Here is a 24490-nt window from a genome sequence, read left to right on the forward strand (position 1 = left end):
ATTTCTTTTTTATATGAAATATGTATAAAATATAGTAAGATAATAAATTAGGAGTATAATTAATTATAAAGTTATTATGCTATTATATATAGATATACGTAAATTATATAGACACACTCAATTTTAAAGGAGGAATTTAATGTTACAAGGAAAGATTATAAAAGGAATAGGGGGATTTTATTACGTAGATACAGAAAAGGGAATTTATGAATGTAGAGCTAGGGGAATTTTTAGAAAGCAAAAAGTAACTCCTCTAGTAGGGGATAGAGTAGAAATAAGTATAGTAGATGAAGAAACTAAAAAAGGTGTAGTAGAAGAAATATATAAAAGGGATACGGAATTAATTAGACCACCAATTGCTAATGTAGATAAAGCATTAATAGTATTTGCAGTAAAAAATCCAAAACCACATTTATCTTTATTAGATAGATTTATAGTTTTAGCTGAAAAGGAAGGTTTAGAAATAGTAATAGTACTTACTAAAGCTGACTTAGATGATGATAATACTTTGGAAAAGATAACTAATATATATGAACTAAGTGGATATAAAGTAATACCTGTAAGTAATAAAACTAAATTAAATATTGATAAAATAAAAGATGAACTAAGTGGAAATGTTGTTGTATTTGCTGGTCCATCTGGAGTTGGAAAATCAAGCTTACTAAATGAAATAGATAGTAATTTTATGTTACAAACAGGAGAAGTAAGTGATAAAATAAAAAGAGGTAAACATACTACAAGACATGCAGAGTTATTAAAATTAGATTGTGGAGGTATGGTTGCAGACACTCCAGGGTTTAGTTCATTAACTTTAGATGATATAGAAGAAAATGAACTTAAAGATTATTTTATAGAATTTGATAACTTTGATGATTGTAAATTTGGATCTAGGTGTATTCATGAAAATGAACCTGGATGTGGGGTTAAAGAAGCTGTAGAAAATGAAGAAATATCTAAAGAAAGATATGATAGCTATATACAGCTTTTAAATGAAATTAGACAAAGTAAACAAGGAAAAAGGAGATATTAAAATGATCAAATTAGCACCATCGATACTATCAGCAGATTTTGCAAGATTATTAGAAGATGTAAAGAAAGTAGAAAATGCAGGTTGTGAATACTTACACATAGATGTAATGGACGGTCACTTTGTTCCTAATATAACTTTAGGTCCTGGGATTGTAAAGTCTTTGAGAAAAGATGTTAAAATGGTATTTGATGCACATCTTATGATAGAAAATCCAGATAACTACATAAAAGAGTTTGTAAATGCTGGATGTGATATGATAGTTGTACACCAAGAAGCGTGTAAACATCTTCATAGAACTATACAAAATATAAAATCTTATAATATAAAAGCAGGAGTTGCTTTAAATCCAGCTACTCCAATAGAAAGTATTAAGCATGTATTAGACGATGTTGATATGGTTTTAATAATGACTGTTAATCCTGGATTTGGAGGTCAATCTTTTATAGAAGGTATGATACCTAAAATAAAAGAATTAAAAGAAATTATAGACTCTAGAAACTTAAGTGTAGATATTCAAGTCGATGGTGGAATAAAGCCAGAAAATGTTCATAAAGTAGTAGATGCAGGTGCTAATGTTATAGTAGCAGGATCGGCTATATTTAATAGTGATAATATAGAAGAAACTGTAAAATTATTTAGAAAAAATGCATCTATATAGGTGGCAAAATGAAAGTATGTATCGTTCTTAATGGAGAAATTAAAGATTATAATAAAACTAAATTTATAATAGAAAATGAGAAATATGATTTTATTATTTGTGCAGATGGAGGAGCAAATCATTTATATAATATGGGGGTTATACCTGATTATATCATTGGTGATTTAGATTCTGCAAAATCAGATATTGTAGATTATTATAGGAAAAAGAACGTTTCTTTTAAAAAATTTCCAGCAAAAAAAGATGAGACTGACTCTGAGATTTGTATATTTTTAGCTCAAAATCTTAATGCAAAAGAAATTGACTTTATAGGAGCTTTAGGTGGAAGAATAGATCATACAATAGCTAATATTAACTTACTTTACTATATTAAAGAAAAAGGTATTAAGCCTAGAATACTATCAGAAGATGAAGAGATAAATATACTTATTAATGAGCAGGTAATTATTAATGGAAATAAAGGGGATTTAATATCTGTAATACCAATTAATGGAGATGCTAATGGAGTTACTCTTGAAAATTTAGAATATCCGTTAGTAAATCATAATATGAAGTATTCAGTGCCATTAGGAATTTCAAATGTTATGTTAGATAATAATTGTAAGGTAAGTGTAAATCAAGGTACATTACTTATAATAAAGAATATAAAAAAATAAATAAAAAAAGCATGCCTAATAGTATGCTTTTTTTATGTTATAAAAATAAGGGCAGGTCTAAATATATTTTAAGTTGCATAAATTAAATTATAAATAAGAATGGTAATGAGTAAGGAGGTGTGTTATGAAAAATCAATCCAAAGGATTATTAGGTATAATATGTATGGCAACGGGTGCAGCAGTAATAATATCCATGATATTACCTAATTGGATTTTCACCATACTTACAGCAGTTGTTCTTATAGTTTGTGGAGTCTTATTATTTTTATATTAAGTAAAATATTAAATATATATTTAGTATTATGTGAATAAATATAATATATAGAAATTATATAATAGTTTATAAAATGGAGGGATAGAATATGAAAATGGTAACAATAAAATTACCGAAGTGGCTATCTAATATAGTATTAAAATTTATGAGAAAAGAGAAAAAATAAGCATATAGAATAAAAAAATAAAAGCCTACTTATATCAGTAGGCTTTTTTTAATAATAAATTATTAAGCTCTTTCAACTTTACCAGAACGTAAACATCTAGTACAAACTTTAACTCTCTTAGGAGTTCCATCTATTACAGCTCTAACGCTTCTTAAGTTAGCAGACCAAGTTCTTCTGCTGTGTCTATTTGAGTGTGATACTTGGTTTCCAGAAACCTTCCCTTTACCACATACGCTACATACTTTCGCCATTATCGTACACCTCCTTAAAATGATAACTATTTAAAGACTAAAAACATATTTATATTAACACAAATATTTAATTTCTGCAATAGAAATATATATTTGTCTTATATATTATTATTGAACAATTTGCAACTATAATATAAAATTATATATATAATTCATTATAAAGTAAATACAAAAAATAAAAAACTAAGCTAGAATATATTGCTATGTGCCTATTTAATTAATTTTTAATATTAAAAAGAACTAAGTAGGTTTAAAATATACTATATTTATAGTATTATAGTAATTAGAATTAATATTACCTAAAGCGATATTTTTAAATGATTTTTGTGCAAAATAAAAATAAAAATTAATTTAAGGGGGTCAAGCCATGAGTGCAAGATTAACTAATGAATATGGATACGTAGAAATAGATAAGCAAGTAATAGCTCAAATAGTATATAGAGCTGCAATGGAAAGTTACGGTTTAGTAGGTTTAGGATATAAATCTAAGGGTATAGTAGAATTATTAAAAGGTGAAAATGCTACTAAAGGTGTTAAGGTAGAAGAGTTAGAAGACAATACCATAGCGATAGAACTTTATGTTATAATACAGTACGGAACAAATATATCTACAGTTGCAAACAACATAATAGATAGAGTAAAATATACAGTTGAAAAGATGACGGCTTTAAAAGTAAGTAAGATAGACATTAATGTTCAAGGAATTCGAGTTAAGTAATTTAGGAGGAAAAAAATGATCCAAAATATAGACGGAAAAAAATTAAGAGATATGTTTGTATCAGGTGCAAACAATCTTCAAAATCATAAAGAATTAGTTGATAAGTTGAATGTATTCCCAGTTCCAGATGGTGATACAGGAACAAACATGTCATTAACTATTTCTTATGCAATGAAAGAATTATCTAAAGTAGACAATAATGAAATAACTAATATAGGTAAGGCTTTATCTAAAGGTTCTCTTATGGGAGCAAGAGGTAACTCAGGAGTTATATTATCTCAAATAATAAGAGGTATAGCAAAGTCTATAGAAGGAAAAGAAGAATTAACTACAATGGATTTTGCAAATGCTCTAAAATCAGGGTCAGATACTGCCTATAAAGCGGTAATAAAGCCTATAGAAGGAACTATACTAACAGTAGTGAGAGAAAGTAGTGAAGCTGCAATAAAAATAGCTAAGAGTGAAGATGACTTTGTTAAGTTCCTAGAATTAGTTATAGTAGAAGCTAATAACTCATTAAATAGAACACCAGAATTATTAAAAGCTTTAAAAGAAGCTGGCGTTGTAGACTCAGGTGGTAAAGGATTAGTTCTTGTATATGAAGGTATGCTAAGTGAATTAAACGGAAATCATATAGATATACAAGATGCAGGTTCAACAGAAATAAAAGAAGTTAAATCAGCACAAGGAAATATATCTACAGAAGATATAAAATTCCAATACTGTACAGAGTTTATATTAGAAAGTGATAAAGTAGATGATACTCAAATAAGAGATATAATGCTTAAATATGGAGATAGCTTAGCTGTAGTTGGAGATGAAGGTGTAATTAAAGTTCATGTTCATACTAATGATCCAGGACTTGCTTTACAAGAAGCATTAGCATATGGACAATTATTAACTATCAAAATAGAAAATATGAAGCTTCAACATGAGAATACTTTAATAGAGTCAAACTATGAAAGTGCGTCTACAGTTGAAGAAGAAAAAGAGTTTGGATTTATAGCAACTTCTATGGGAGATGGTTTAGCTAAAATATTTAAAGATTTTGGTGTTGATCATATAATTGAGGGTGGTCAAACTATGAACCCAAGTACAGAAGATTTTATGAATGCAATAGATACAATAAATGCAAAAAATATATTTATATTCCCAAATAACTCAAACATAATAATGGCTGCAAACCAAGCAAAAGAACTAAGTGATAAAAATATAGTAGTTATACCTACTAAAAATACTCCGCAAGGATTTACAGCTTTAGTAAGCTTTAATGGAGAAGCTAGCGTTGAAGAGAATGAAGCTGCAATGATGGATGCTTTAGGATTAGTTAAATCTGGTCAAGTAACTTATGCTGTTAGGGATACAGTTATGAATGATGTTGAAGTTAAAGAAGGAAATATAATTGCTATAGCAGAAGGAAAATTACAAGCTGCAGGTGAAGGTGTAGATGAAATAACTACAAAACTTGTAGAAAACTTAGTTGATGAAGATAGCGCAATAATAACTTTATTCTATGGAGAAGATGTAAGTGAAGAACAAGCTAACAATCTTCGTGACGAATTAGAAGAGAAGTTTGAAGATATAGATGTAGAGTTATACTATGGAGGACAACCTCTTTATTATTACTTAATTTCAGTTGAATAATGATTTTAAAGTCCTGTATAATCTTACTACCGTTTAGTTGGTTATACAGGACTTTTGCGTAATAGGTGATAACTATGAGTGATTTAAAAAAAGATATACAATATGTAAAAGGAATAGGTCCTAAAAAAGCATATAAGCTAAATAAATTAGGAATTTTTACTTTGAAGGATTTATTATATTACTTTCCTAGACAATATGAAGATAGAAATAATTTAAAGAAGATATCTCAGTTAAAAAATGAAGATAAAGCTACTATAAAAGCAGTTATTGTAGGAATTACTACTAGTACTCCACGAAAAGGAATGACTTTAACTAAGGTTGATGTAAAAGATGAAACTGGATATGCAAAATTAGTTTTTTTTAACCAACCATATGTAAGCAATACATTTAGAAGTGGAGATACTATTTTAGTTTTTGGAAAAGTAAAAAAAGAATTTAAAAGTATAGAGTTAAGTTCTTGTGAGATTGAGCATCTTAGTAATGCTCCTAAAAATACATGTAAAATTATGCCTATATATCCTCTTACATTTGGTGTTACAAATAAGGAGATCATTAGTATAATTAAATCTGTATTATCAAATAAAGAATTAGTTATAAAAGAATATTTACCTAAAAATATAATAGATAAATACAAATTATGTAGTATAGATTATGCAATTAGAAATATTCATTCACCAAGTAACAAAGAAAGTTTTAAAATTGCACTATATAGGATAATTTTTGAAGAGTTTTTAATACTTCAATTAGGTTTATTTATGTTTAAAAATGGAGTAACTGAAATTGAAGGAATAAAATTTGAGAAAAATGAAAATTTAAAAGATATAATAAACTCATTACCATTTAAGCTAACTAATGCACAAAGTAGAGCTTTAAATGAAATTATTGAGGATATGGAATCTACTAAAGTAATGAATAGATTAGTACAAGGAGATGTTGGATCTGGAAAAACGGTAGTTGCATTATTAGCATTAGCAAACTGTGTTTTAAATGGATATCAAGGTGCACTAATGGCTCCTACAGAAATATTAGCAGAGCAACATTATATATCCTTAAGTGAAACTCTCAAAGAATTTGGAATGAATGTAGAACTTTTAGTTGGAAGCCTTACTAAAAAACAAAAAGAAAAGGTACTTGAAAGAGTAAAAAATAAAGAAATAGATATATTAATAGGAACACATGCTTTAATTGAAGATAAAGTAGAGTTTAATAACTTAGGTATAGTAATAACAGATGAGCAACATAGATTTGGTGTTAGACAAAGAGGAAAACTTTCTGATAAAGGTAATAACCCAGATGTATTAGTTATGACAGCAACACCTATACCAAGAACTTTAGCACTTATATTATATGGAGATTTGGATATATCTATTATTGATGAACTACCTCCAGGAAGGCAACCAATAGATACTATTGCTGTAAGTAAAGACAAAAGAGATAGAGCTTATAATAATTTAGTAAGAGATGAGGTAGAAAAAGGTAGACAAGTATATATTGTTTGCCCTTTAGTTGAAGAAAGTGAATCTATAGAAGCTAAAGCAGCTGTAGAATTGGTAGAAGAATTAAAGCAAGAGTATTTTTCGGATTTAAGAGTAGGGCTTTTACATGGTAAAATGAAAGCTAGTGAAAAAGAAAGTATTATGAAAAGTTTTAAAAATAAAGATTTAGACATACTAGTATCAACCACTGTTATAGAAGTTGGAGTTAATGTTCCAAATGCAACGTTAATGATAATTGAGAATGCAGAAAGATTTGGCCTTGCACAATTGCATCAGCTGAGAGGACGTGTAGGGAGAGGAAAACATAAATCTTATTGTATACTAATATATGCATCTAAATCAGACGTTTGTAAGCAAAGAATGTCGATAATGGAAGAGACTAACGATGGATTTAAAATATCTGAAAAAGATTTAGAAATAAGAGGGCCAGGAGAATTTTTTGGTACAAGACAGCATGGACTTCCAGAGTTAAAAATAGCTAATATATTTAAACATATGAAGATATTAAAAATAGCTCAACAAGAAGCTCGTTATATAATAGGGGAAGACATGAAATTACAAAAAAATGAAAATAAATTGCTGAAAAATGAGATAATTGATAAATTTGAGCATTTAGCAAGAGAAATTTCGCTAAATTAAATAAAATTTATGTTAAAATATATTGAGAGGAGATATGACATTGAGAGTTATATCAGGAAAAGTAAGAGGATTAAAATTAGACACTCCTAAAAATCAAGATGTAAGGCCTACAACTGATAGGGTTAAAGAATCATTGTTTAATATGATAAATCCATACATAAGAGAGAGTAATGTTTTAGACTTATTTGCAGGAACAGGTTCTTTAGGTATAGAGTGTTTATCAAGAGGCGCAAAGAATTGTGTTTTTGTAGATAAGAGTAGAGATAGTATAAATATAGTAAAGTCAAACGTAAAAAAAGCTAGAGTTGAAAATGAAAGTACTATTTTAAATATTGATTTTAAAGATGCAGTAAAAAGATTATCAACTCAAAATCAAAAATTTGATGTTATATTTATGGATCCGCCATATTATGAAAACATGTTTATAGATTGTTTAAAAAGTATAGACGAATTAAATCTACTACATGAGGATGGAATAATAGTTGTAGAACACGATACAAAAGATGTATTTGAAGAAAGAATAGGAAGATTAATTAAGACTAGAGATAAGAAGTATGGAAATACAACAATGACATTTTATAAGTGGGAGGAACAAAATGAGCAAGAAGATTAGGAAAGCAATGTTTGCTGGTAGTTTTGATCCAATTACTAATGGACATTTAGATATAATTTGTAGAGCGTCTAAACTATTTGATGAATTACAAATAGGTGTACTTTTTAATCCAAATAAAAAAGGTTTATTTACTTTTGAAGAAAGAGTTGACTTAATTAAGTCATGCACTGGGCATTTAGAAAATGTTAAAATTGTAAGTTTTGATGGTTTGTTAGTTAATTATTGTGAAGAAAATGGAATTGATACACTAGTTAGAGGTGTAAGAAGTGGATCAGATGTAGAATATGAGTTACAAATGGCCCATATGAATAGAGAGTTGAACCCTAATATAGAAACAATCATACTACCGACAACAACAAAATATTCTTTTATAAGTTCATCATTAATAAAAGAAGTTTTAACTTTTGATGCAGATGTAAAAAATTTAGTGCCAAAAGTAGTTTTAGAAGAGCTAAAGAGAAAGACTAATAGGGGGAAGTAAGCAATGAAAATAGATTTAGAGATGATTGAGCTGTTTGATCAATTAGAAGATAAAATAAGAAATGCACAGACTGCTCGTTTTTCACAAAAATCAGTTATAGACAAAGAAGAGCTTTTAAGTATGATAAAAGAAATCAGAGCTTTAATGCCAGATGAAGTTACTCAAGCTGTGTGGATAAACAAAGAAAGAAATAGAATACTAAATGAAGCTAAAAGAGATGCAAATGAGTTAAAGGCTCAAGCTGAAAGAGATGCAGAAAAAATAAAAGAAGAGTATGAAAGAACTTTAGAAGAATTAAAGAAAAATTCAGAAGAGACTTTACAAGATTATATAGAATCAAGTGATATAGTTGGACAAGCTGAGCAAAGAGCAAAAGAAATATCAGAAAGAGCAGAAAATATAGCTAGAGAAATAAGACAAGGGTCTATTGATTATGCTACTGATGTACTTTCTGCAGTAGAGCATAACTTAAAATCAATACTAGAAGAAATAGTTAGAGATAAAGCTGAATTAAGATAGAAATGAGTATGGATTAATCCATACTCATTTTCATTTTAAATACTATCATTATCAGGCATTACAAATTTAAATACTAAATAAATAAGCAATATAAAAGCTAGTACTAAATTTGTATTATTCAAATAATAAATCCATAATTGATTATTAAATAAAGTATTATATGTAGGTGTAAAATTAGATGCGAGTGCAGTAGATTCAGACAGTGGATAAAGCAACAATGTAAATGTTGCGGCAAATAATCCATGTAAAAACTTATTAAAAATGTATAAATTAGTATTAATATCAGTTTTAGCTAAGAAGTTGCAACATTGAGCTAATATAGACAGTCCGCTAAATCCAATTAAAAAGCTAGATAGTGTAGCTTTTAATATTAAAGGGGCTGATGTTACTTTAGCAATATTATTGCAACCGATTGTTATTTCAAATAAACCACTTATAAAAGCATAACATAAGTCTTTAGTAACACCCAAAACTGAAAGTGGAATATAAAGTATATTGGATAAAAGTGATATTATATTGAATAAAGAAAGTATTTTAAATACTACTGAAAATACTATAACAAAGCCACCTACTGCAAGTAAAGTATTTACTCCATTTACAACTGCATTTCCAAACATTACAAAAAATCCAATATTACTTGAGTATCTAGTGTTAATAACATTTTTTATATTTGCCTTTACATTATAGTTAGGTTTAGGTAATTTCTCTTTGCCATAAGATCTAAATAATATGCCTACAGTTATAGACCCTAGATAATGACATAGTATCATTAAATATCCTAAAGAAGAATTATTAAGCATTCCCACAGCAACTGCACCAATTATAAATAGTGGACCAGATGTAGAGCAAAATGATACTAGTCGTTGTGCTTCAGAAGATGATATTTGATTTGTATCTCTAAGATCATATGCAAGTTTAGCTCCAACAGGATATCCAGAAACTGTTGAAATAGCAAATACTAAGGCACTTTTGCCAGAAACATTAAAAATAAATTTAGTTATAGGGTTTATAATTATACCTATTAAGTCAACTATTTTTAAATCTACAACTAAATTAGCTCCTATTATAAATGGAAGTAATGATGGAATTAATACATTTGCCCATATATTAAATCCATCTTTTGCAGACTTTATAGCTTCTTGAGGGAATATAATAATTCCAAATATTAAGAATAGTACTATGATAATTGGTAAAAAGAAAGATATTGTTTTATTTTTTTTCATAAACACCACCTTGAGTAAATAATATATTTTATTATATTAAATTAATGAGGCTTGTATGAATATAAAACCACTTCCACATTTTTTTAACAATAGAGTATAATATAATTAAAAATTTATTTAAACGCAATTGGTTTGTAGGGGGAAATATGTTCAATAATATAGTTAATAAAAAAGTATATGAGAAAGTTATAGAACAAATTCAAGAGAGTATATTTAGGGGAGAATTTAAAAAAGGTGATAAACTTCCGTCAGAAAGAGAGTTATCTGAACAAATGGGAGTAAGCAGAACATCTATAAGAGAAGCAATTAGAGTAATGGAGACTATGGGTATAATAGAAAGTAAACAAGGTGAGGGTAACTTTATATGTTCAAATATAAATAAATCATTAATTGAACCATTATCACTTTTATTTAAGCTTAACAATGGAAGTTGGCATGAAGTAATAGAACTAAGGCAAGCACTAGAATTAGAAGCAGTTAAGTTTGCTAGTGAAAGAATAACAAATCGTGAGGTTATGGAACTAGAAAATATAATTAAAGAAATGAAAGAAGAAATAGATGGAAAAAATAGAAATGAAGTATTAGTAATATTAGATCAAAAATTTCACAATAAAATATCTTCTATAAGTAAAAATTATTTAATTGAATGTCTTTTTTTAACATCATCAAAATTATTTGAAGCTTTCATAAAAGATGCAAGAGAGAAGATCATTAATAGATATTCAGATGAAAGAATACTATTAAATCAACATATAGACATATATAATGCTATAGTAAATAAAGATCCCAACTTAGCATATAAAAAGATGGAAGAGCATATGAGACTTATAAAAGAAAATTATATAAAATAATAAGATTGTTAATATAAAGATAAATATTGATATTATAAATAAAAGGTAATACTATTTAAGTGTGAAGTGGTAATACCACTGACCATCATTCAAGTATCTGACAAATTAATAAAATTTTAAGGGGGATCCTTGATGAATGAGTATATTTTATTTATTCTAGCTATAATTCCTATTATTTGGCTTATAGTATCTTTAGGAGTAATGAAATTACCAGCACACAAAACATGTTTTTTCACAGTTATTCTTACAATAGTCATAGCACTTGTATTTTGGAAAATGCCAGTATTAAATGTAGCCACAGCCACATTAGAGGGAATGGCAGTAGCTTTATGGCCAATTTTATTAGTTATAGTTGCAGCACTATTTACTTATAACTTAGCTGTTGAAACTAAAACTATGGACACTATGAAAAATATGTTATCTAGTATTACCACAGATAAGAGAATACAAGTTCTTATACTAGCATGGGGATTTGGTGGATTTTTAGAAGCTGTTGCAGGATATGGAACAGCAGTAGCAATACCAGCTAGTATATTAGCATCTCTAGGTTTTAATCCCATATTTGCAGCAATAATATGTCTTATCGCAAACACTGTTCCAACAGCATTCGGAGCTATAGGAATACCAGTATCAACACTAGCATCAGTCACAGGATTAGATGTTCTTCAATTAAGTTATGTAACTTCACTTCAATTATCAGGATTTATTGTATTAATTCCTTTTGCATTAGTTATCTTAACTCAAAAAAGTTTTAAGGCCATTAAAGGGGTATTTTTTATAACTTTAATATCTGGGATAACGTTTGCTATACCTCAGGTTTTCGTAGCGAAATACTTAGGAGCAGAATTACCTGCACTAATAGGAAGCTTATGCAGTATGTTATGTACCATACTTATGGCTAAGGCTATGAATAAAAAATCTAATAAAAATATAAACTCACAAGACACAAATGGATCTACAATTTCTAAATATGTATCAGTAGTATCTACTAGAGAAGGGATACTTGCATGGTTGCCATACATACTTTTATGTATATTAATATTAATTGCCAGCCCATTGTGTAAAGGAATAAATACACTATTGGCTAGATTTAGCAGTACAATACAAATTTATAGTGGAGAAGGAGCATCACCTACATCATTTGTATGGATAAATACACCAGGTATGATAATAATAATTTCAACATTCATTGCAGGATTAATACAAAAAGTAAAAATAGGGAAAATGATAGATGTTTTTATAAGAACTGTAAAGCAACTTTCTAAATCATTTGTAACTATTATGTCAATAGTTGCAATTTCAAAAGTTATGTCTCACAGTGGAATGACTAGCTCAATATCATTTGGTCTATGTGCAATAACTGGAAATATGTATCCATTAATATCACCATTACTAGGAGCTATAGGAACATTTGTAACAGGAAGTGATACATCTGCAAATATATTATTCGGTGGACTTCAGGTAGAAGCTGCTAAATCTTTATCTATAGATCCATACTGGATAGCAGCAGCGAATACAGCAGGTGCTACTGCTGGTAAGATGATATCACCTCAGAGTATAGCAATTGCAACTTCAGCAACTGGATTAATAGGTAGTGAAGGGAAGATATTTGGTTCAACACTAAAATTTTGTTTAGGATATGTATTGATACTTGGTATTTTAGTTTATATAGGAAGTTTTTTACCATTTATATAAGATAAAAATTATTATAAGGAGGAATGTATGTCGATTTTAAGAGTACCTTATTCAAAGGTGGGAATGGAGTTAAATATTCCAGATGAAAACTTATTAGCGGTATTAAAATCAAAGGCTCACAACTATGTAGTTGATAAAACTCAAGAAGAGATAGTGGAAGAATCTATGAATAATCCAATAGGTTCAGTGAGATTAGAAGAATTAGCTAAAGGTAAAAAGAGTGTAGTAATAATAACTAGTGACCATACTAGACCTGTTCCCAGTAAAGTTACTATGCCTATAATTTTAAGAAGATTAAGAGACGGTAATCCAGATATAAATATAAAGATAATAGTTGCAACTGGATTTCATAGACCAAGCACTAAAGAAGAATTAATTTACAAGATGGGTGAAGAAATAGTAAATAATGAAGAGATTATAATGCATGTGTCTACAGATGATAGTGCAATGGTTAAAGCTGGAGTACTTCCATCTGGAGGAGACTTCTATTTAAATAAGGTAGCTTTTGAAGCAGATTTATTAATAGCAGAAGGATTTATAGAACCACATTTCTTTGCTGGATTTTCAGGAGGAAGAAAAAGTATACTTCCAGGAATTGCATCAGCTAAAACTATTATGTATAACCACTGTAGTGAATTTATAGATAGTAAGAATGCAAGAACAGGGATACTTAAAAATAATCCTATTCATGAAGATATGGTTTATGCGGCAAAAACTGCTAAGCTAGCATTTATAGTCAATGTAGTTATAGATAAAGATAAAAAAGTAATAGCATCATTTGCAGGTGATGTAGATAAAGCTCATAAGGCAGGATGTGAATTTGTAACTAATTTATCTAAAATAGATGCTCAAATGGCAGATATAGTAGTAAGTACAAATGGAGGATACCCATTAGATCAGAATATATATCAATCTGTAAAAGGTATGACTGCAGCTGAGGCAACATGTATAGAAGGTGGAGTCATAATTATGGTATCAGCTTGTAATGATGGTCATGGAGGGCAATCTTTTTATGATAACATAGCAAATGCAAAATCACCAAGTGAAATATTAGAAAATGTAAGAAAAGTTAAAAAGAGTGATACAGTACCGGATCAATGGGAATTTCAAATATTAGCTAGAATACTAGAAAAATATACTGTAATAATGGTGACAGATAAGTGTAGCCCTAATATGATAAAAAGTATGCATATGAAACATGCATATACATTTAAAGAAGCTTTAGAGATGGCATTTGAAATAAAAGGAAATGATGCAAAAGTAGCAGTTATTCCAGATGGCGTATCTGTAATAGTAAAGTCAAAGGAAAATATTAATGTAGATTCTAATAAAGAGGAAACTGTATCAATTAAATAAAAGTATTGGAGGAGTAATAATGGAGATTTTAACATGTATAAAACAAGTTCCAGGTACAACAGAGGTGGAAGTTGACGAAGCTACAGGTGTTTTAAAAAGGGATGGTGTAGATTCAAAAATGAACCCTTATGACTTATTTGCACTTGAAACTGCACTTAGAATAAAAAAAGAACATAATGCAACATTAAAGGTAATAACAATGGGGCCACCTCAAGCTAAACAAATCATAGAAGAAAGCTTTATGATGGGGGCAGATGAAGGAGCTATAATAAGTGATAGGAAGTTTGCAGGAGCAGATGTTTTAGCAACATCTTATACAATATCTCAAGGTATAAAGAAAATGGGTAATCCAGATATTATAATTTGTGGTAAGCAAACTACAGATGGTGATACTGCTCAAGTAGGTCCTGAAGTAGCTGAATTTTTAAATATACCTCATGTTACAAATGTAACTAAAATAATAGAAGTAAAAGAAGATAGCATAATAGTTGAAATTGATATGCCAAATACATTAGAAGTATGTGAAATAAAATATCCATGTTTGATGACAGTAGAAAAAGATATATTCCAACCAAGACTTCCTTCATTTAAATTAAAAATAGAAACAAAAAACAGAGAAATACCGATATACTCATTAAATGACTTTGAAGATAAAAATGAAATGAATTATGGTTTGAATGGATCTCCAACTCAAGTTTTAAAAATATTCCCTCCAACACCAAATACAGATAAGGATATATTAAGAGGAAGTGCTGATGATCTAAGTGAAGCACTATCAAATAAATTAAAGGATTTAAAATTAATTTAAGGGGGATTTAAAATGGCAAGAATAGTTGTAAATATGGAAAAAATTCAAGATATAAAAAGTGTTTTAGAAGTATGTCCTTTTGGCGCAATGGAGGAGAAAAATGGTCAAATAGAAATTGGTGCAGGGTGTAAAATGTGTAAGTTATGCGTAAAAAATGGACCAAAGGGAGCTTTTGAATTTATAGAAGAAAAAAGAGAAAGCATAAATAAAGATGAATGGAGAGGAATAACAGTATATGTAGATCATCATGAAGGAGAAATACATCCAGTAACATATGAACTTATAGGTAAAGCTCGTGAAATGGCTACAAAAATAAATCATCCAGTATACTGTGTATTTGTAGGTCAGAATATAAAAGATAAATGTGATGATTTACTAGCGTATGGTGTAGATGAAGTATTTGTATATGATGATGAAGAATTTAAAGAGTTTAGAATAGAACCATACACAGCTGCAGTAGAAGATTATATTCATAATATTAAGCCTACAATAATGTTAGTTGGTGGAACTACATTAGGAAGATCTTTAGCTCCAAGACTTGCTGCTAGATTTAAAACAGGTCTTACAGCTGATTGTACGATACTTGATATACAAGAAAATACTGATTTAGATCAAATAAGACCAGCCTTTGGTGGTAATATAATGGCTCATATTCACACTCCTAATCATAGACCACAATTTGCAACAGTAAGATATAAAATATTCTCAGCGCCAGAGAAAATAGAATCACCAACAGGAAAGGTAACATTATGTAGTATAAATAAAGAAAAATTAATATCTAAAATAAATGTTTTAGATGTTAAACCTAAAACCAAAGAAGTTGGGCTTGAAGATGCAGAAGTTATAGTAGTTGCAAGTAGAGCAATAAAAAAAGAGGAAGATATGCAAATGATATATAAGTTAGCAGATAAACTAGGAGCACAAGTAGGTGGAACTAGACCTATGGTAGAAGCTGGATGGTTAGATCCTAGAAAGCAAATAGGTCTTAGTGGTAGAACTGTAAAACCTAAGTTAATAATAACTTGTGGAGTTTCTGGAGCTGTTCAATTTGTAGCAGGTATGAGCGGATCTGATTATATAATCGCTATAAATAAAGATGAAAAAGCACCTATATTTGATGTAGCAAATATGGCTTTAATAGGTGATATTTATGAAATAATACCTAAATTAATAGAAAAAATAGATGAAAAAAGTTTACAAATAGCTGCAACAGCTGAAGAATAGTAAGGGGGGATTATTATGTATAAGACTATTGATAAAAATGATATAGATTTTTTACTTAGTATTTGTGATAAGGAGGATGTAATTGTTGGTGATGAAATAAGTGAAGATTTTTCTCATGATGAATTAGGTGGAGTTGAGAAATATCCAGAAGTTCTTATAACTGCGCGTAGTACAGAACAGGTATCTAAAATAATGAAATATGCTTATGAAAATAATATACCTGTAACACCAAGAGGGCAAGGAACAGGTCTTGTAGGAGCATCAGTAGCAATACATGGTGGTATAATGATTAACTTAAGCAAAATGGATAAAATATTAGAATTAGATGAGGAAAATTTAACATTAACAGTTGAACCAGGAGTTCTTCTTATGACTATAGGTCAATATGTACAAGAAAAAGATTTATTTTACCCACCAGACCCAGGAGAAAAAAGTGCTACTATAGCAGGAAATATAAATACTAATGCAGGTGGAATGAGAGCTGTTAAATACGGTGTAACTAGAGACTATGTAAGAGGACTTGAAGTTGTGCTTCCTAATGGTGAAGTAATAAATGTAGGAGGGAAGGTAGTTAAAAATAGTTCGGGATATGCAATAAAAGATTTAATTGTTGGTTCTGAAGGTACTTTAGGCATAGTAACTAAGGCTACATTAAAGTTATTACCACTTCCTAAAAAAGCTATAAGTTTATTGATACCATTTCCAAATTTAGAGATGGCAATAAATACTGTGCCTAAAATAATAAAATCAAAGTCAATCCCAACAGCTGTAGAATTTATGGAAAGAGATGTTATTCTTGCAGCAGAAGATTTTCTAGGTAAAAAATTCCCAGATAATACATCTGATGCATACTTATTATTAACATTTGATGGAAATACAAAAGAAGAAATTGAAAAAGAATATGAAAAAGTTGCTAAACTTTGTTTAGAGTGTGGGGCATATGATGTATTTATATCTGATACACAAGAAAGAAATGATTCTATCTGGTCTGCTAGAGGCGCATTTTTAGAAGCTATAAAAGCATCTACAACTGAGATGGATGAATGTGATGTTGTAGTTCCTAGAGATAAAGTTGCTGAATTTATAAAATATACTCATGACTTACAAGAAGAGTTAAATGTTAGAATAAAAAGTTTTGGTCATGCAGGTGATGGAAATTTACATGTATATGTACTTAGAGATGATATGAGTGAAGACGAGTGGAATGCAAAATTAAGTGAAACTTTTAATCATATGTATGGCAAGGCTAGGGTATTAAGAGGTCAAGTTTCAGGCGAACATGGTATAGGATATGCTAAAAAAGAATACTTACACGAATCTCAAAGTGAAGTGTATATGGATATAATAAAAAATATAAAATCTGCTTTTGATCCTAAAAATTTATTGAATCCAGGAAAAATATATTAAATAAAAATAAAGCTACCACCAAAATTTAAAATTGGTGGTAGCTTGTAATTTTAATTTTTTATTTAACATAGATTGGTGATTGATAGAAGTCCATAGGTCCTTTTAGTAAATTCATATTATTTTTATAATAAATCATATTATACATATTACTTGCTTTTATATCATAGTCGATTAAAGTTTTAAATTTAATATCATCTAAAGCAAAAGTAATTTTTGAAAATTTATTTATAATATTAACATCAGAATTTATTTTTATAGTTTTTAAAATTTCTCGACCCTTATCATTAAAAGCTAAAACTCTTATATAAGGTATATAGTTCATATCTTTAACAAGATTGATATCATCTTTAGTTATACCAAGTAAGATGTTGTTAAGTATACGTTTAATTTTAGTTAAAGTATATCTTTTCGATTTTACTAAGGAATGTAAATCATTTAAGGATTTAGAATTAAATATACTTTGGTAAATTTTATTTTCTATTCCTTCATTAACATCAAAATAAGAATCTAGATTATTACTATCTCTAAGTATTATTGATGATAGAATATCAAAAAACATTTCATCAAAGATAGGATTAAAATTATTAGATATTTTATCTTTTATTATATTAAAAGTTGGTACAGGAACTACATTTGATGCAAATGAAATATCATCAGATTCTTTTAATGCTGCCCTTATTGCTGTGGCAGAGCAAATAGAACTACTTATTTCTTCTGAGTTATATTCAGAACTCATCCTTGTAATAGTAAAAGGTGTTATAGTACTTTTTAATTTTAGTATACTCTTTATATACTCTATACCTAAAATATTATTAGATGAATTAAGTATATCCAAAAGTTCATCTTTAGATATAGTAACTAAATTATTTTCATTTATATAATCAAATAAAGCATTACTTCTTGCTGTAGGGAAAAGTATGCCATCATCTAAATATTTTCTTAAATATAACTTAAATGAATCAGGTTCATCAACTAATATTTTTGAAATTGCATAAAGTATATCTATTTCACCAACCTCACTACCAAAACAAATAGAATTTATACAATTTAAAGAATTTAATGTAGTTATTGCACCATGAGAAAAAATTTCTGCACTTTGGCAAGCAAATAAAGTAGGTAATTCAATAACTAAATCAACGCCATTTTCTACAGCTGCCTTGGCTCTAGTATATTTATCAAATAAAGCAGGTTCTCCTCTTTGAAGAAAATTACCACTCATAATAGCAACTGTGTGTGTAGCCTTAGTTATTTCTTTAGATTTTGTTAGATGATATAAGTGCCCATTATGAAATGGATTATATTCTACAACTAGTCCAAGTATATTCATAAAATTTCTCCTTTGTTTAATCATTAAAGTATGTTACAAATAAAAATTATATATAATTTTCAAATTAAAATAAATATAAAAAATAGAGGTATGTAAGATCTAATCTAGAAACTTATCAGTAATGTATAAGTTAAATAAGTTTAAAATAATTAATATTCATATAATAATATTAGGTTAAATAGAGAAAAATAATACCTAGGAAAAGTATTTTGAAATATACATTAAATATTCTGTAAATACTATGTACTTTTAATATAAAAAGTGATATATTAATTATGATAAATGTTTACTGTATACAAAATTTCATTTAGAAATCGTACAAAAATTGTTAAATTTAAAGTCTTAATAGACTTGTTAAAAGATATTGATAAAATTTAAGGAGGTATACTAATGAAAGTATTAGTATTAAACTGTGGTAGTTCTTCATTAAAATATCAATTAATAGATATGTCAAATGAAGCTGTTTTATGTGTAGGTTTAGTTGAAAGAATAGGTATAGAAGGTTCTATACTTAAGCAAGAAAAAGATGGTGTAGAAGGTAAGTACATAGTTGAACAACCAATGAAAAACCATGAAGATGCTATAAAATTAGTATTAGACGCTGTTCTTGATCCAACTTACGGTGGAGTAAAAGAAATGAGCGAAATAGAAGCTGTTGGACACAGAGTTGTACACGGTGGTGAAAAGTTCGCTTCATCAGTAGTAATAACTGAAGAAGTTGAAAATACAATAAAAGAATGTATAGATTTAGCTCCACTTCACAACCCAGCAAACATAATGGGAATAGATGCTTGTAAAGCTATACTTCCAGGAGTACCAATGGTAGCTGTATTTGATACTGCTTTCCATCAAACAATGCCTAAAAAATCTTACTTATATGGTTTACCTCATGAGTTATACTCTAAGTACGGTGTAAGAAGATACGGATTCCACGGAACTTCTCACAAGTATGTATCTCAAAGAGCTGCTGCTATGCTAGGTAAAAACATAGAAGATGTTAAAATAATAACTTGCCACTTAGGAAATGGAGCTTCTATAGCTGCTGTTGATGGTGGAAAATGTGTAGATACTTCTATGGGATTCACTCCATTAGAAGGATTAATAATGGGAACTAGATGTGGAGATATAGATCCAGCTATAATACCATTCTTAATGAGAAAAGAAAACTTAGATGCAGATGGAATAGATAACGTAATGAACAAGCAATCTGGAGTATACGGTATGACTGGTATATCAAGTGACTTCAGAGATATAGAAGATGCTGCTTCTAAAGGTGATGAAAAAGCTCAAGTTGCTTTAGATGCTTATGCTCAAAGAGTTAAGAAATATATAGGATCTTATGCTGCTGAAATGAACGGTGTTGATGCTGTTGTATTTACTGCTGGTGTAGGTGAAAATGGAATAGACATGAGAGAAGCTATAGCTTCAAATATGGAATTCTTAGGAATGAAGTTAGATAAAGAAGCTAACAAAGTTAGAGGTAAAGAAAGAGTAATATCTACAGAAGATTCTGCAGTTAAAATATTATTAATACCAACTAACGAAGAATTAATGATAGCTAGAGATACTGTAGCTTTAGTTAAATAATTAAAAATACTTTAATTGGATATAATAAAGTTAAGGTAGGTTAATCACCTACCTTAACTTATTTTCATATTATTTACAAATTTATCTATCAAGTAAAAATACTTGACAAACAATGAGGAGATTTGTATAATAAATTTGGCAATATTATTGAGGTGAAAAGATGATTATTAGTCTAGATAAATTAAACAGAAGAGAAACTGATAAATTAGACTTGAATTTTTCTCAAAAAATTGATACTATTAATTATTGTGATAGCACATATAAGCTAACTTCACCTATTAATGTAGAGGGTAAAATATCAAACACTAACAAAGGTTTATATATCGATGTTAATGTTAATTTTACACTTATGGACAACTGTTCAAGATGCTTAGATGAAGTGGAAGTACCTGTTAACTATGACATACAAGGATTCTTAGTAAAAGAAGACTTTGATGAAGATAGTTTTGAGTATGATGATGCTTTCATATATGATGGACAAGAAGTAAATCTTCTTGATATAATAGAACAGACTATAGATTTTAATTTAACTTCACAAGTACTTTGTGATGAAGATTGTCAAGGTCTTTGCCCAGGGTGCGGAGCTAACTTAAATAAAGAAGAATGTTCTTGTGATGAAACTGCGAACGACGAGGAGATTATAGATCCCCGTTTTGCTAAATTAAAAGATTTGTTTAAAAATGACTAAGGAGGTGGCGTAAATGGCAGTACCAAAGCGTAAAACGTCTAAATCAAAAACTAAAATGAGAAGAGCGGCTAACTCACAAATGACTGCAACTGGATTTGTAAGTTGTCCTCAATGTCATGAGCCAAAATTACCACATAGAGTGTGTCCTGATTGCGGATATTATAAAGGTAAAGAAGTTGTTTCTAAATAATAACTTCTAGAAAACATGTAGATTACTCTACATGTTTTTTTTTACTTGTATTTAATAATATATTAGTGCTCATTTAGAGTTAAATTTATAAATTTGATTTATAATATAAGGTAAGTGATTTTATAATACAAATTTAGGAGGGAAGATTATTATGAAGATTGTAGTGGATGGAATGGGTGGCGATAATGCACCTAAATCCAACGTAGAAGGCGTTGTAAGTGCAATTAAAGAATATAATGTAGATATAATAATAACTGGAGATAAAGATATATTAGAAAAGGAATTTTCTAATTATGAGTTTGATAAAAGTAAACTAGAGATAATACATACGACAGAGATAATTGAAAATGAAGATAAGCCTGTTAAAGCAATAAGAAGTAAAAAAGACTCATCTATGGTAGTTGCTTTACAATTAGTAAAAGAAGGTAAGGCTGATGCCATAGTATCTGCAGGAAGCACAGGAGCTTTACTTGCAGGAGGGTTATTTGTAGTAGGTAGAATAAAGGGAATAGATAGACCTTGTCTTTGTCCAGCAATACCAAACGTAAAAAGAGGAATGACTTTAATTGCAGATGGTGGAGCTAACGCTGATTGCAAGGTTAGAAATTTAGTAGAATTTGCAGCTATGACAAATATATATTCGAAAAAAGTTTTAGGTATAGAAAATCCAAAAATATCATTAGCAAACATAGGATCAGAAGAAGGTAAAGGAAATGAGCTAGTAAAGCAGTCTTATGAAGAAATTAAAGGTATGGATTTAAACTTTATAGGTAATTTAGAAGCTAGAGATGTTATAAATGCTAAAGCAGATGTAATAGTATGTGATGGATTTACAGGTAATATACTATTAAAATCAGCAGAAGGTGTAGCAATGTCAGTTATGAAACTTTTAAAAGAAACATTTTTATCTAGTACAAAAGGAAAGCTAGGTGCAATGTTATTAAAAAATGATTTAAAAGAATTAAAAGATTTTATGGATTACTCTGAATATGGAGGAGCTCCGTTATTAGGGGTAAATGGAGGCGTTATAAAAGCTCATGGAAGTTCAAATTCTAAAGCTATAAAAAATGCTATAAACCAAGGTATAAAATTTGCTAAAGGTAATGTTTTAAAAGACATAGAGAATTTTGTACAAGAATCTAAAGAGAAAGAAGAAGCTAAAAAAATAAAAAATGAAGAGAAATAAAAAATAAAGCTACCTAATATTAGGTAGCTTTATTTTTTATTTTTAAGACTTGTAATAATTTATAGGACAAGTAAATATACATATATAAACGAGAAAGGAGGACAAGATATGAAAATTATATCTGATGAAATTATAAACTCTCTTTCGTTAAACTTAAGAGAAAAAATAAAAAAACTACCTAAAAGTAATCTTAATATAGAAGAAATTAGATTAAGGTCAGGAAAACCACTTATTTTAAATTCTAATAATAAAGATTATTTTTATAATGAAAAAGAAAATGAATTAGACCTAAATATGAATACGCCATATATAGTTACAAGAGAAGATATAGAACAAACCTTTCAAATAATATGTAAATATTCTATTCATACATTTATGGACGATATAACAAAAGGATTTATAACATTAAGAGGTGGGCATAGAGTTGGAATAGTTGGTAAGGTAATACTTGAAAATGGACAAGTAAAAAATATTAAGCATATATCATCTTTAAATATAAGGATTTCAAGAGAAATAATAGGGTGTTCTGATAAAGTGTTAGAACATATTGTCAAAGGAGAAAATCAAGTAAATAATACTTTGATTATATCACCACCTCAGTGTGGAAAGACAACATTGCTTAGAGATATAGTAAGAAATTTAAGTAATGGTAATAAAAAGTATGGATTTAAAGGAATGAAGGTTGCATTAATCGATGAACGTAATGAAATTGGAGGAGCATATTTAGGTGTTCCACAGATGGATGTAGGTATAAGAACAGATATTATAGAAACCTGCCCTAAGGATATAGGAATAATGATGCTTTTAAGGTCTATGTCACCTAATATAATAGTAACTGATGAAATAGGTAATGAAAAAGAAATAAAGGCATTATATACAGCTTTAAATGGCGGTGTAAGCCTAATTACTACGGTACATGGTAATTCTATCGATGATATACAAGGAAGAAAGGAATTAAGTCGCTTATTAGACAAAGAACTATTTAAGAAGGTTATAATTTTATCTGCACGAAAAGGCCCAGGAACGGTAGAAAAAATTTATGATTTAGAAGAAAAGAGATGGTATTTTGCAAATTAAAGTTATTATTATAGGAATTCTAGTAGGTTGTAGCTATCTAATAGGTGATTTTATACATAAGTCTTATATAAAGAGGCATAAAGAGATTAATGATCTCATAAGAATATTAGAGATAATAAGGATAGATTTATCCTTTGGGTTATATACATTAGAAGAAATATTTAGTCGAATAGGAGAGAAAAAAGAATATTGTTTTTACAAGTTCTTTAAAGCTTTAGCAAATGATTTAAATAGTAATAAGGAGAAAGTTTTAGATGAAATAGTAGAGGATAATTTATTTATTTTAACTAATGAAACATATTTACAAAACAAGGAGGTGGACGAGTTAAAAACGCTGATACTTACTTTAGGTAAAAGTGATGTTACATCTCAAGAAAGAATGATAAACCTTAGTGTAGAAAATTTAAAGAATTTAACTACAGATAGTAAAGAAGATATAAGCAAAAAAGGAAATTTGTACAAGCAACTTATTATGTTTTTAGGAATAGGGATAGGAATAATTTTAATATAGGAGGATAATCATGGATATAACTTTAATATTAAAAGTTGCAGGTGTAGGAATATTAATATCGGTGCTTAACATGGTTTTAGAGAAGGCAGATAGGAAAGACTGGGCAACTTTTACTAACTTAGCAGGTGTAATTATAGTTTTAGGAATAGTATTAACTGAAATAAGTGATTTATTTAATACTGTTAGAACAATGTTTCAGCTTTACTAAAGAGGAG

At 28.7% G+C, this 24490-nt stretch carries 26 protein-coding genes; 23 read left to right on the top strand and 3 right to left on the bottom strand.

Annotated elements, in window-relative coordinates:
• Positions 1–139: 139 nt before the first annotated feature.
• From rsgA to I2A66_RS00995, 4 genes are all read left to right on the top strand, one after another.
• Positions 140–1030: a ribosome small subunit-dependent GTPase A gene (gene rsgA / locus I2A66_RS00980; protein WP_195250797.1), complete on the top strand. Its 891-nt coding sequence runs from the start codon at positions 140–142 to the stop codon at positions 1028–1030.
• 1 nt (position 1031) lies between these two features.
• The gene (gene rpe / locus I2A66_RS00985) at positions 1032–1688 is read left to right on the top strand and encodes a ribulose-phosphate 3-epimerase (protein WP_122638326.1); all 657 of its coding nucleotides are present in this window, start codon (positions 1032–1034) and stop codon (positions 1686–1688) included.
• A gap of 8 nt (positions 1689–1696) precedes the next feature.
• Positions 1697–2344 (top strand): thiamine diphosphokinase, encoded by a 648-nt coding sequence (locus I2A66_RS00990; RefSeq protein WP_195250799.1) that lies wholly within the window; start codon positions 1697–1699, stop codon positions 2342–2344.
• A 124-nt stretch (positions 2345–2468) separates the two neighbouring features.
• The gene (locus I2A66_RS00995) at positions 2469–2618 is read left to right on the top strand and encodes a 2-oxoglutarate translocator (protein WP_122638324.1); all 150 of its coding nucleotides are present in this window, start codon (positions 2469–2471) and stop codon (positions 2616–2618) included.
• A 228-nt stretch (positions 2619–2846) separates the two neighbouring features.
• On the opposite strand, the gene rpmB is transcribed toward I2A66_RS00995, so the two are convergent.
• The gene (gene rpmB, locus I2A66_RS01000; RefSeq protein ID WP_122638323.1) at positions 2847–3035 is read right to left on the bottom strand and encodes a 50S ribosomal protein L28; all 189 of its coding nucleotides are present in this window, start codon (positions 3033–3035) and stop codon (positions 2847–2849) included.
• 367 nt (positions 3036–3402) lie between these two features.
• Between rpmB and I2A66_RS01005 the strand changes: the two genes are divergently transcribed.
• From I2A66_RS01005 to I2A66_RS01030, 6 genes are all read left to right on the top strand, one after another.
• Positions 3403–3753 carry an Asp23/Gls24 family envelope stress response protein gene (locus I2A66_RS01005; RefSeq protein WP_122638322.1) on the top strand — a complete coding sequence of 117 codons (351 nt, stop codon included), beginning with the start codon at positions 3403–3405 and terminating at the stop codon, positions 3751–3753.
• A gap of 15 nt (positions 3754–3768) precedes the next feature.
• Positions 3769–5397 (top strand): DAK2 domain-containing protein, encoded by a 1629-nt coding sequence (locus tag I2A66_RS01010; protein WP_122638321.1) that lies wholly within the window; start codon positions 3769–3771, stop codon positions 5395–5397.
• A 74-nt stretch (positions 5398–5471) separates the two neighbouring features.
• Entirely contained in the window at positions 5472–7532 is a 2061-nt protein-coding gene (gene recG / locus I2A66_RS01015) for an ATP-dependent DNA helicase RecG (RefSeq protein WP_147515578.1), read from the top strand.
• A 40-nt stretch (positions 7533–7572) separates the two neighbouring features.
• Entirely contained in the window at positions 7573–8145 is a 573-nt protein-coding gene (rsmD, locus tag I2A66_RS01020; protein ID WP_122638319.1) for a 16S rRNA (guanine(966)-N(2))-methyltransferase RsmD, read from the top strand.
• Positions 8129–8626, top strand: coding sequence for a pantetheine-phosphate adenylyltransferase (gene coaD, locus I2A66_RS01025; protein WP_122638318.1), 498 nt, complete (start codon positions 8129–8131; stop codon positions 8624–8626). Before rsmD ends, coaD begins: the two co-directional genes overlap by 17 nt.
• A 3-nt stretch (positions 8627–8629) precedes the next feature.
• Positions 8630–9145, top strand: a complete 516-nt coding sequence (locus I2A66_RS01030; protein ID WP_122638317.1) for a hypothetical protein — start codon at positions 8630–8632, stop codon at positions 9143–9145.
• A 35-nt stretch (positions 9146–9180) separates the two neighbouring features.
• Here I2A66_RS01030 and ylbJ read toward each other — a convergent pair whose 3' ends face one another.
• On the bottom strand, positions 9181–10368 hold the full coding sequence (ylbJ, locus tag I2A66_RS01035) for a sporulation integral membrane protein YlbJ (protein WP_147515577.1): 1188 nt from the start codon (positions 10366–10368) through the stop codon (positions 9181–9183).
• A gap of 146 nt (positions 10369–10514) precedes the next feature.
• Here ylbJ and I2A66_RS01040 point away from each other — a divergent pair, with 146 nt between their 5' ends.
• The 6 genes from I2A66_RS01040 (at position 10515) to I2A66_RS01065 (ending at position 17709) form a co-directional block, all read left to right on the top strand.
• On the top strand, positions 10515–11219 hold the full coding sequence (locus I2A66_RS01040) for a FadR/GntR family transcriptional regulator (RefSeq protein ID WP_147515576.1): 705 nt from the start codon (positions 10515–10517) through the stop codon (positions 11217–11219).
• A 132-nt stretch (positions 11220–11351) separates the two neighbouring features.
• On the top strand, positions 11352–12914 hold the full coding sequence (locus I2A66_RS01045) for an L-lactate permease (protein WP_195250801.1): 1563 nt from the start codon (positions 11352–11354) through the stop codon (positions 12912–12914).
• Positions 12915–12941: 27 nt separating this feature from the next.
• A complete protein-coding gene (larA, locus tag I2A66_RS01050; protein ID WP_195250803.1) occupies positions 12942–14270 on the top strand; it encodes a nickel-dependent lactate racemase in 1329 nt (442 codons plus the stop codon).
• Positions 14271–14289: 19 nt separating this feature from the next.
• Positions 14290–15078 (top strand): electron transfer flavoprotein subunit beta/FixA family protein, encoded by a 789-nt coding sequence (locus tag I2A66_RS01055; protein ID WP_147515573.1) that lies wholly within the window; start codon positions 14290–14292, stop codon positions 15076–15078.
• A gap of 12 nt (positions 15079–15090) precedes the next feature.
• On the top strand, positions 15091–16302 hold the full coding sequence (locus tag I2A66_RS01060; protein WP_122638311.1) for an electron transfer flavoprotein subunit alpha/FixB family protein: 1212 nt from the start codon (positions 15091–15093) through the stop codon (positions 16300–16302).
• Positions 16303–16317: 15 nt separating this feature from the next.
• Positions 16318–17709 (top strand): FAD-binding oxidoreductase, encoded by a 1392-nt coding sequence (locus tag I2A66_RS01065; RefSeq protein WP_122638310.1) that lies wholly within the window; start codon positions 16318–16320, stop codon positions 17707–17709.
• Between the two features lie 58 nt (positions 17710–17767).
• Here I2A66_RS01065 and I2A66_RS01070 read toward each other — a convergent pair whose 3' ends face one another.
• A complete protein-coding gene (locus I2A66_RS01070) occupies positions 17768–19036 on the bottom strand; it encodes a nucleotidyltransferase (protein WP_122638309.1) in 1269 nt (422 codons plus the stop codon).
• Between the two features lie 390 nt (positions 19037–19426).
• Here I2A66_RS01070 and I2A66_RS01075 point away from each other — a divergent pair, with 390 nt between their 5' ends.
• The 7 genes from I2A66_RS01075 to spoIIIAC all read left to right on the top strand — a co-directional run bounded on the left by I2A66_RS01075 (position 19427) and on the right by spoIIIAC (position 24483).
• Positions 19427–20623, top strand: coding sequence for an acetate kinase (locus I2A66_RS01075; protein ID WP_122638308.1), 1197 nt, complete (start codon positions 19427–19429; stop codon positions 20621–20623).
• 160 nt (positions 20624–20783) lie between these two features.
• On the top strand, positions 20784–21311 hold the full coding sequence (locus I2A66_RS01080; RefSeq protein WP_195250805.1) for a YceD family protein: 528 nt from the start codon (positions 20784–20786) through the stop codon (positions 21309–21311).
• A 13-nt stretch (positions 21312–21324) separates the two neighbouring features.
• Complete coding sequence (gene rpmF / locus I2A66_RS01085; RefSeq protein WP_122638306.1) at positions 21325–21501, top strand: 50S ribosomal protein L32; 177 nt, start codon at positions 21325–21327, stop codon at positions 21499–21501.
• 151 nt (positions 21502–21652) lie between these two features.
• On the top strand, positions 21653–22687 hold the full coding sequence (gene plsX, locus I2A66_RS01090) for a phosphate acyltransferase PlsX (protein ID WP_195250807.1): 1035 nt from the start codon (positions 21653–21655) through the stop codon (positions 22685–22687).
• A gap of 108 nt (positions 22688–22795) precedes the next feature.
• Complete coding sequence (gene spoIIIAA / locus I2A66_RS01095; protein WP_122638304.1) at positions 22796–23764, top strand: stage III sporulation protein AA; 969 nt, start codon at positions 22796–22798, stop codon at positions 23762–23764.
• Entirely contained in the window at positions 23754–24275 is a 522-nt protein-coding gene (locus tag I2A66_RS01100; protein WP_147515571.1) for a stage III sporulation protein AB, read from the top strand. Before spoIIIAA ends, I2A66_RS01100 begins: the two co-directional genes overlap by 11 nt.
• 10 nt (positions 24276–24285) lie before the next feature.
• Positions 24286–24483 carry a stage III sporulation protein AC gene (gene spoIIIAC / locus I2A66_RS01105; RefSeq protein WP_122638302.1) on the top strand — a complete coding sequence of 66 codons (198 nt, stop codon included), beginning with the start codon at positions 24286–24288 and terminating at the stop codon, positions 24481–24483.
• Positions 24484–24490 lie beyond the last annotated feature (7 nt).

The organism is Romboutsia sp. 1001713B170207_170306_H8, from assembly GCF_015550495.1.
Lineage (GTDB): Bacteria > Bacillota > Clostridia > Peptostreptococcales > Peptostreptococcaceae > Romboutsia_E.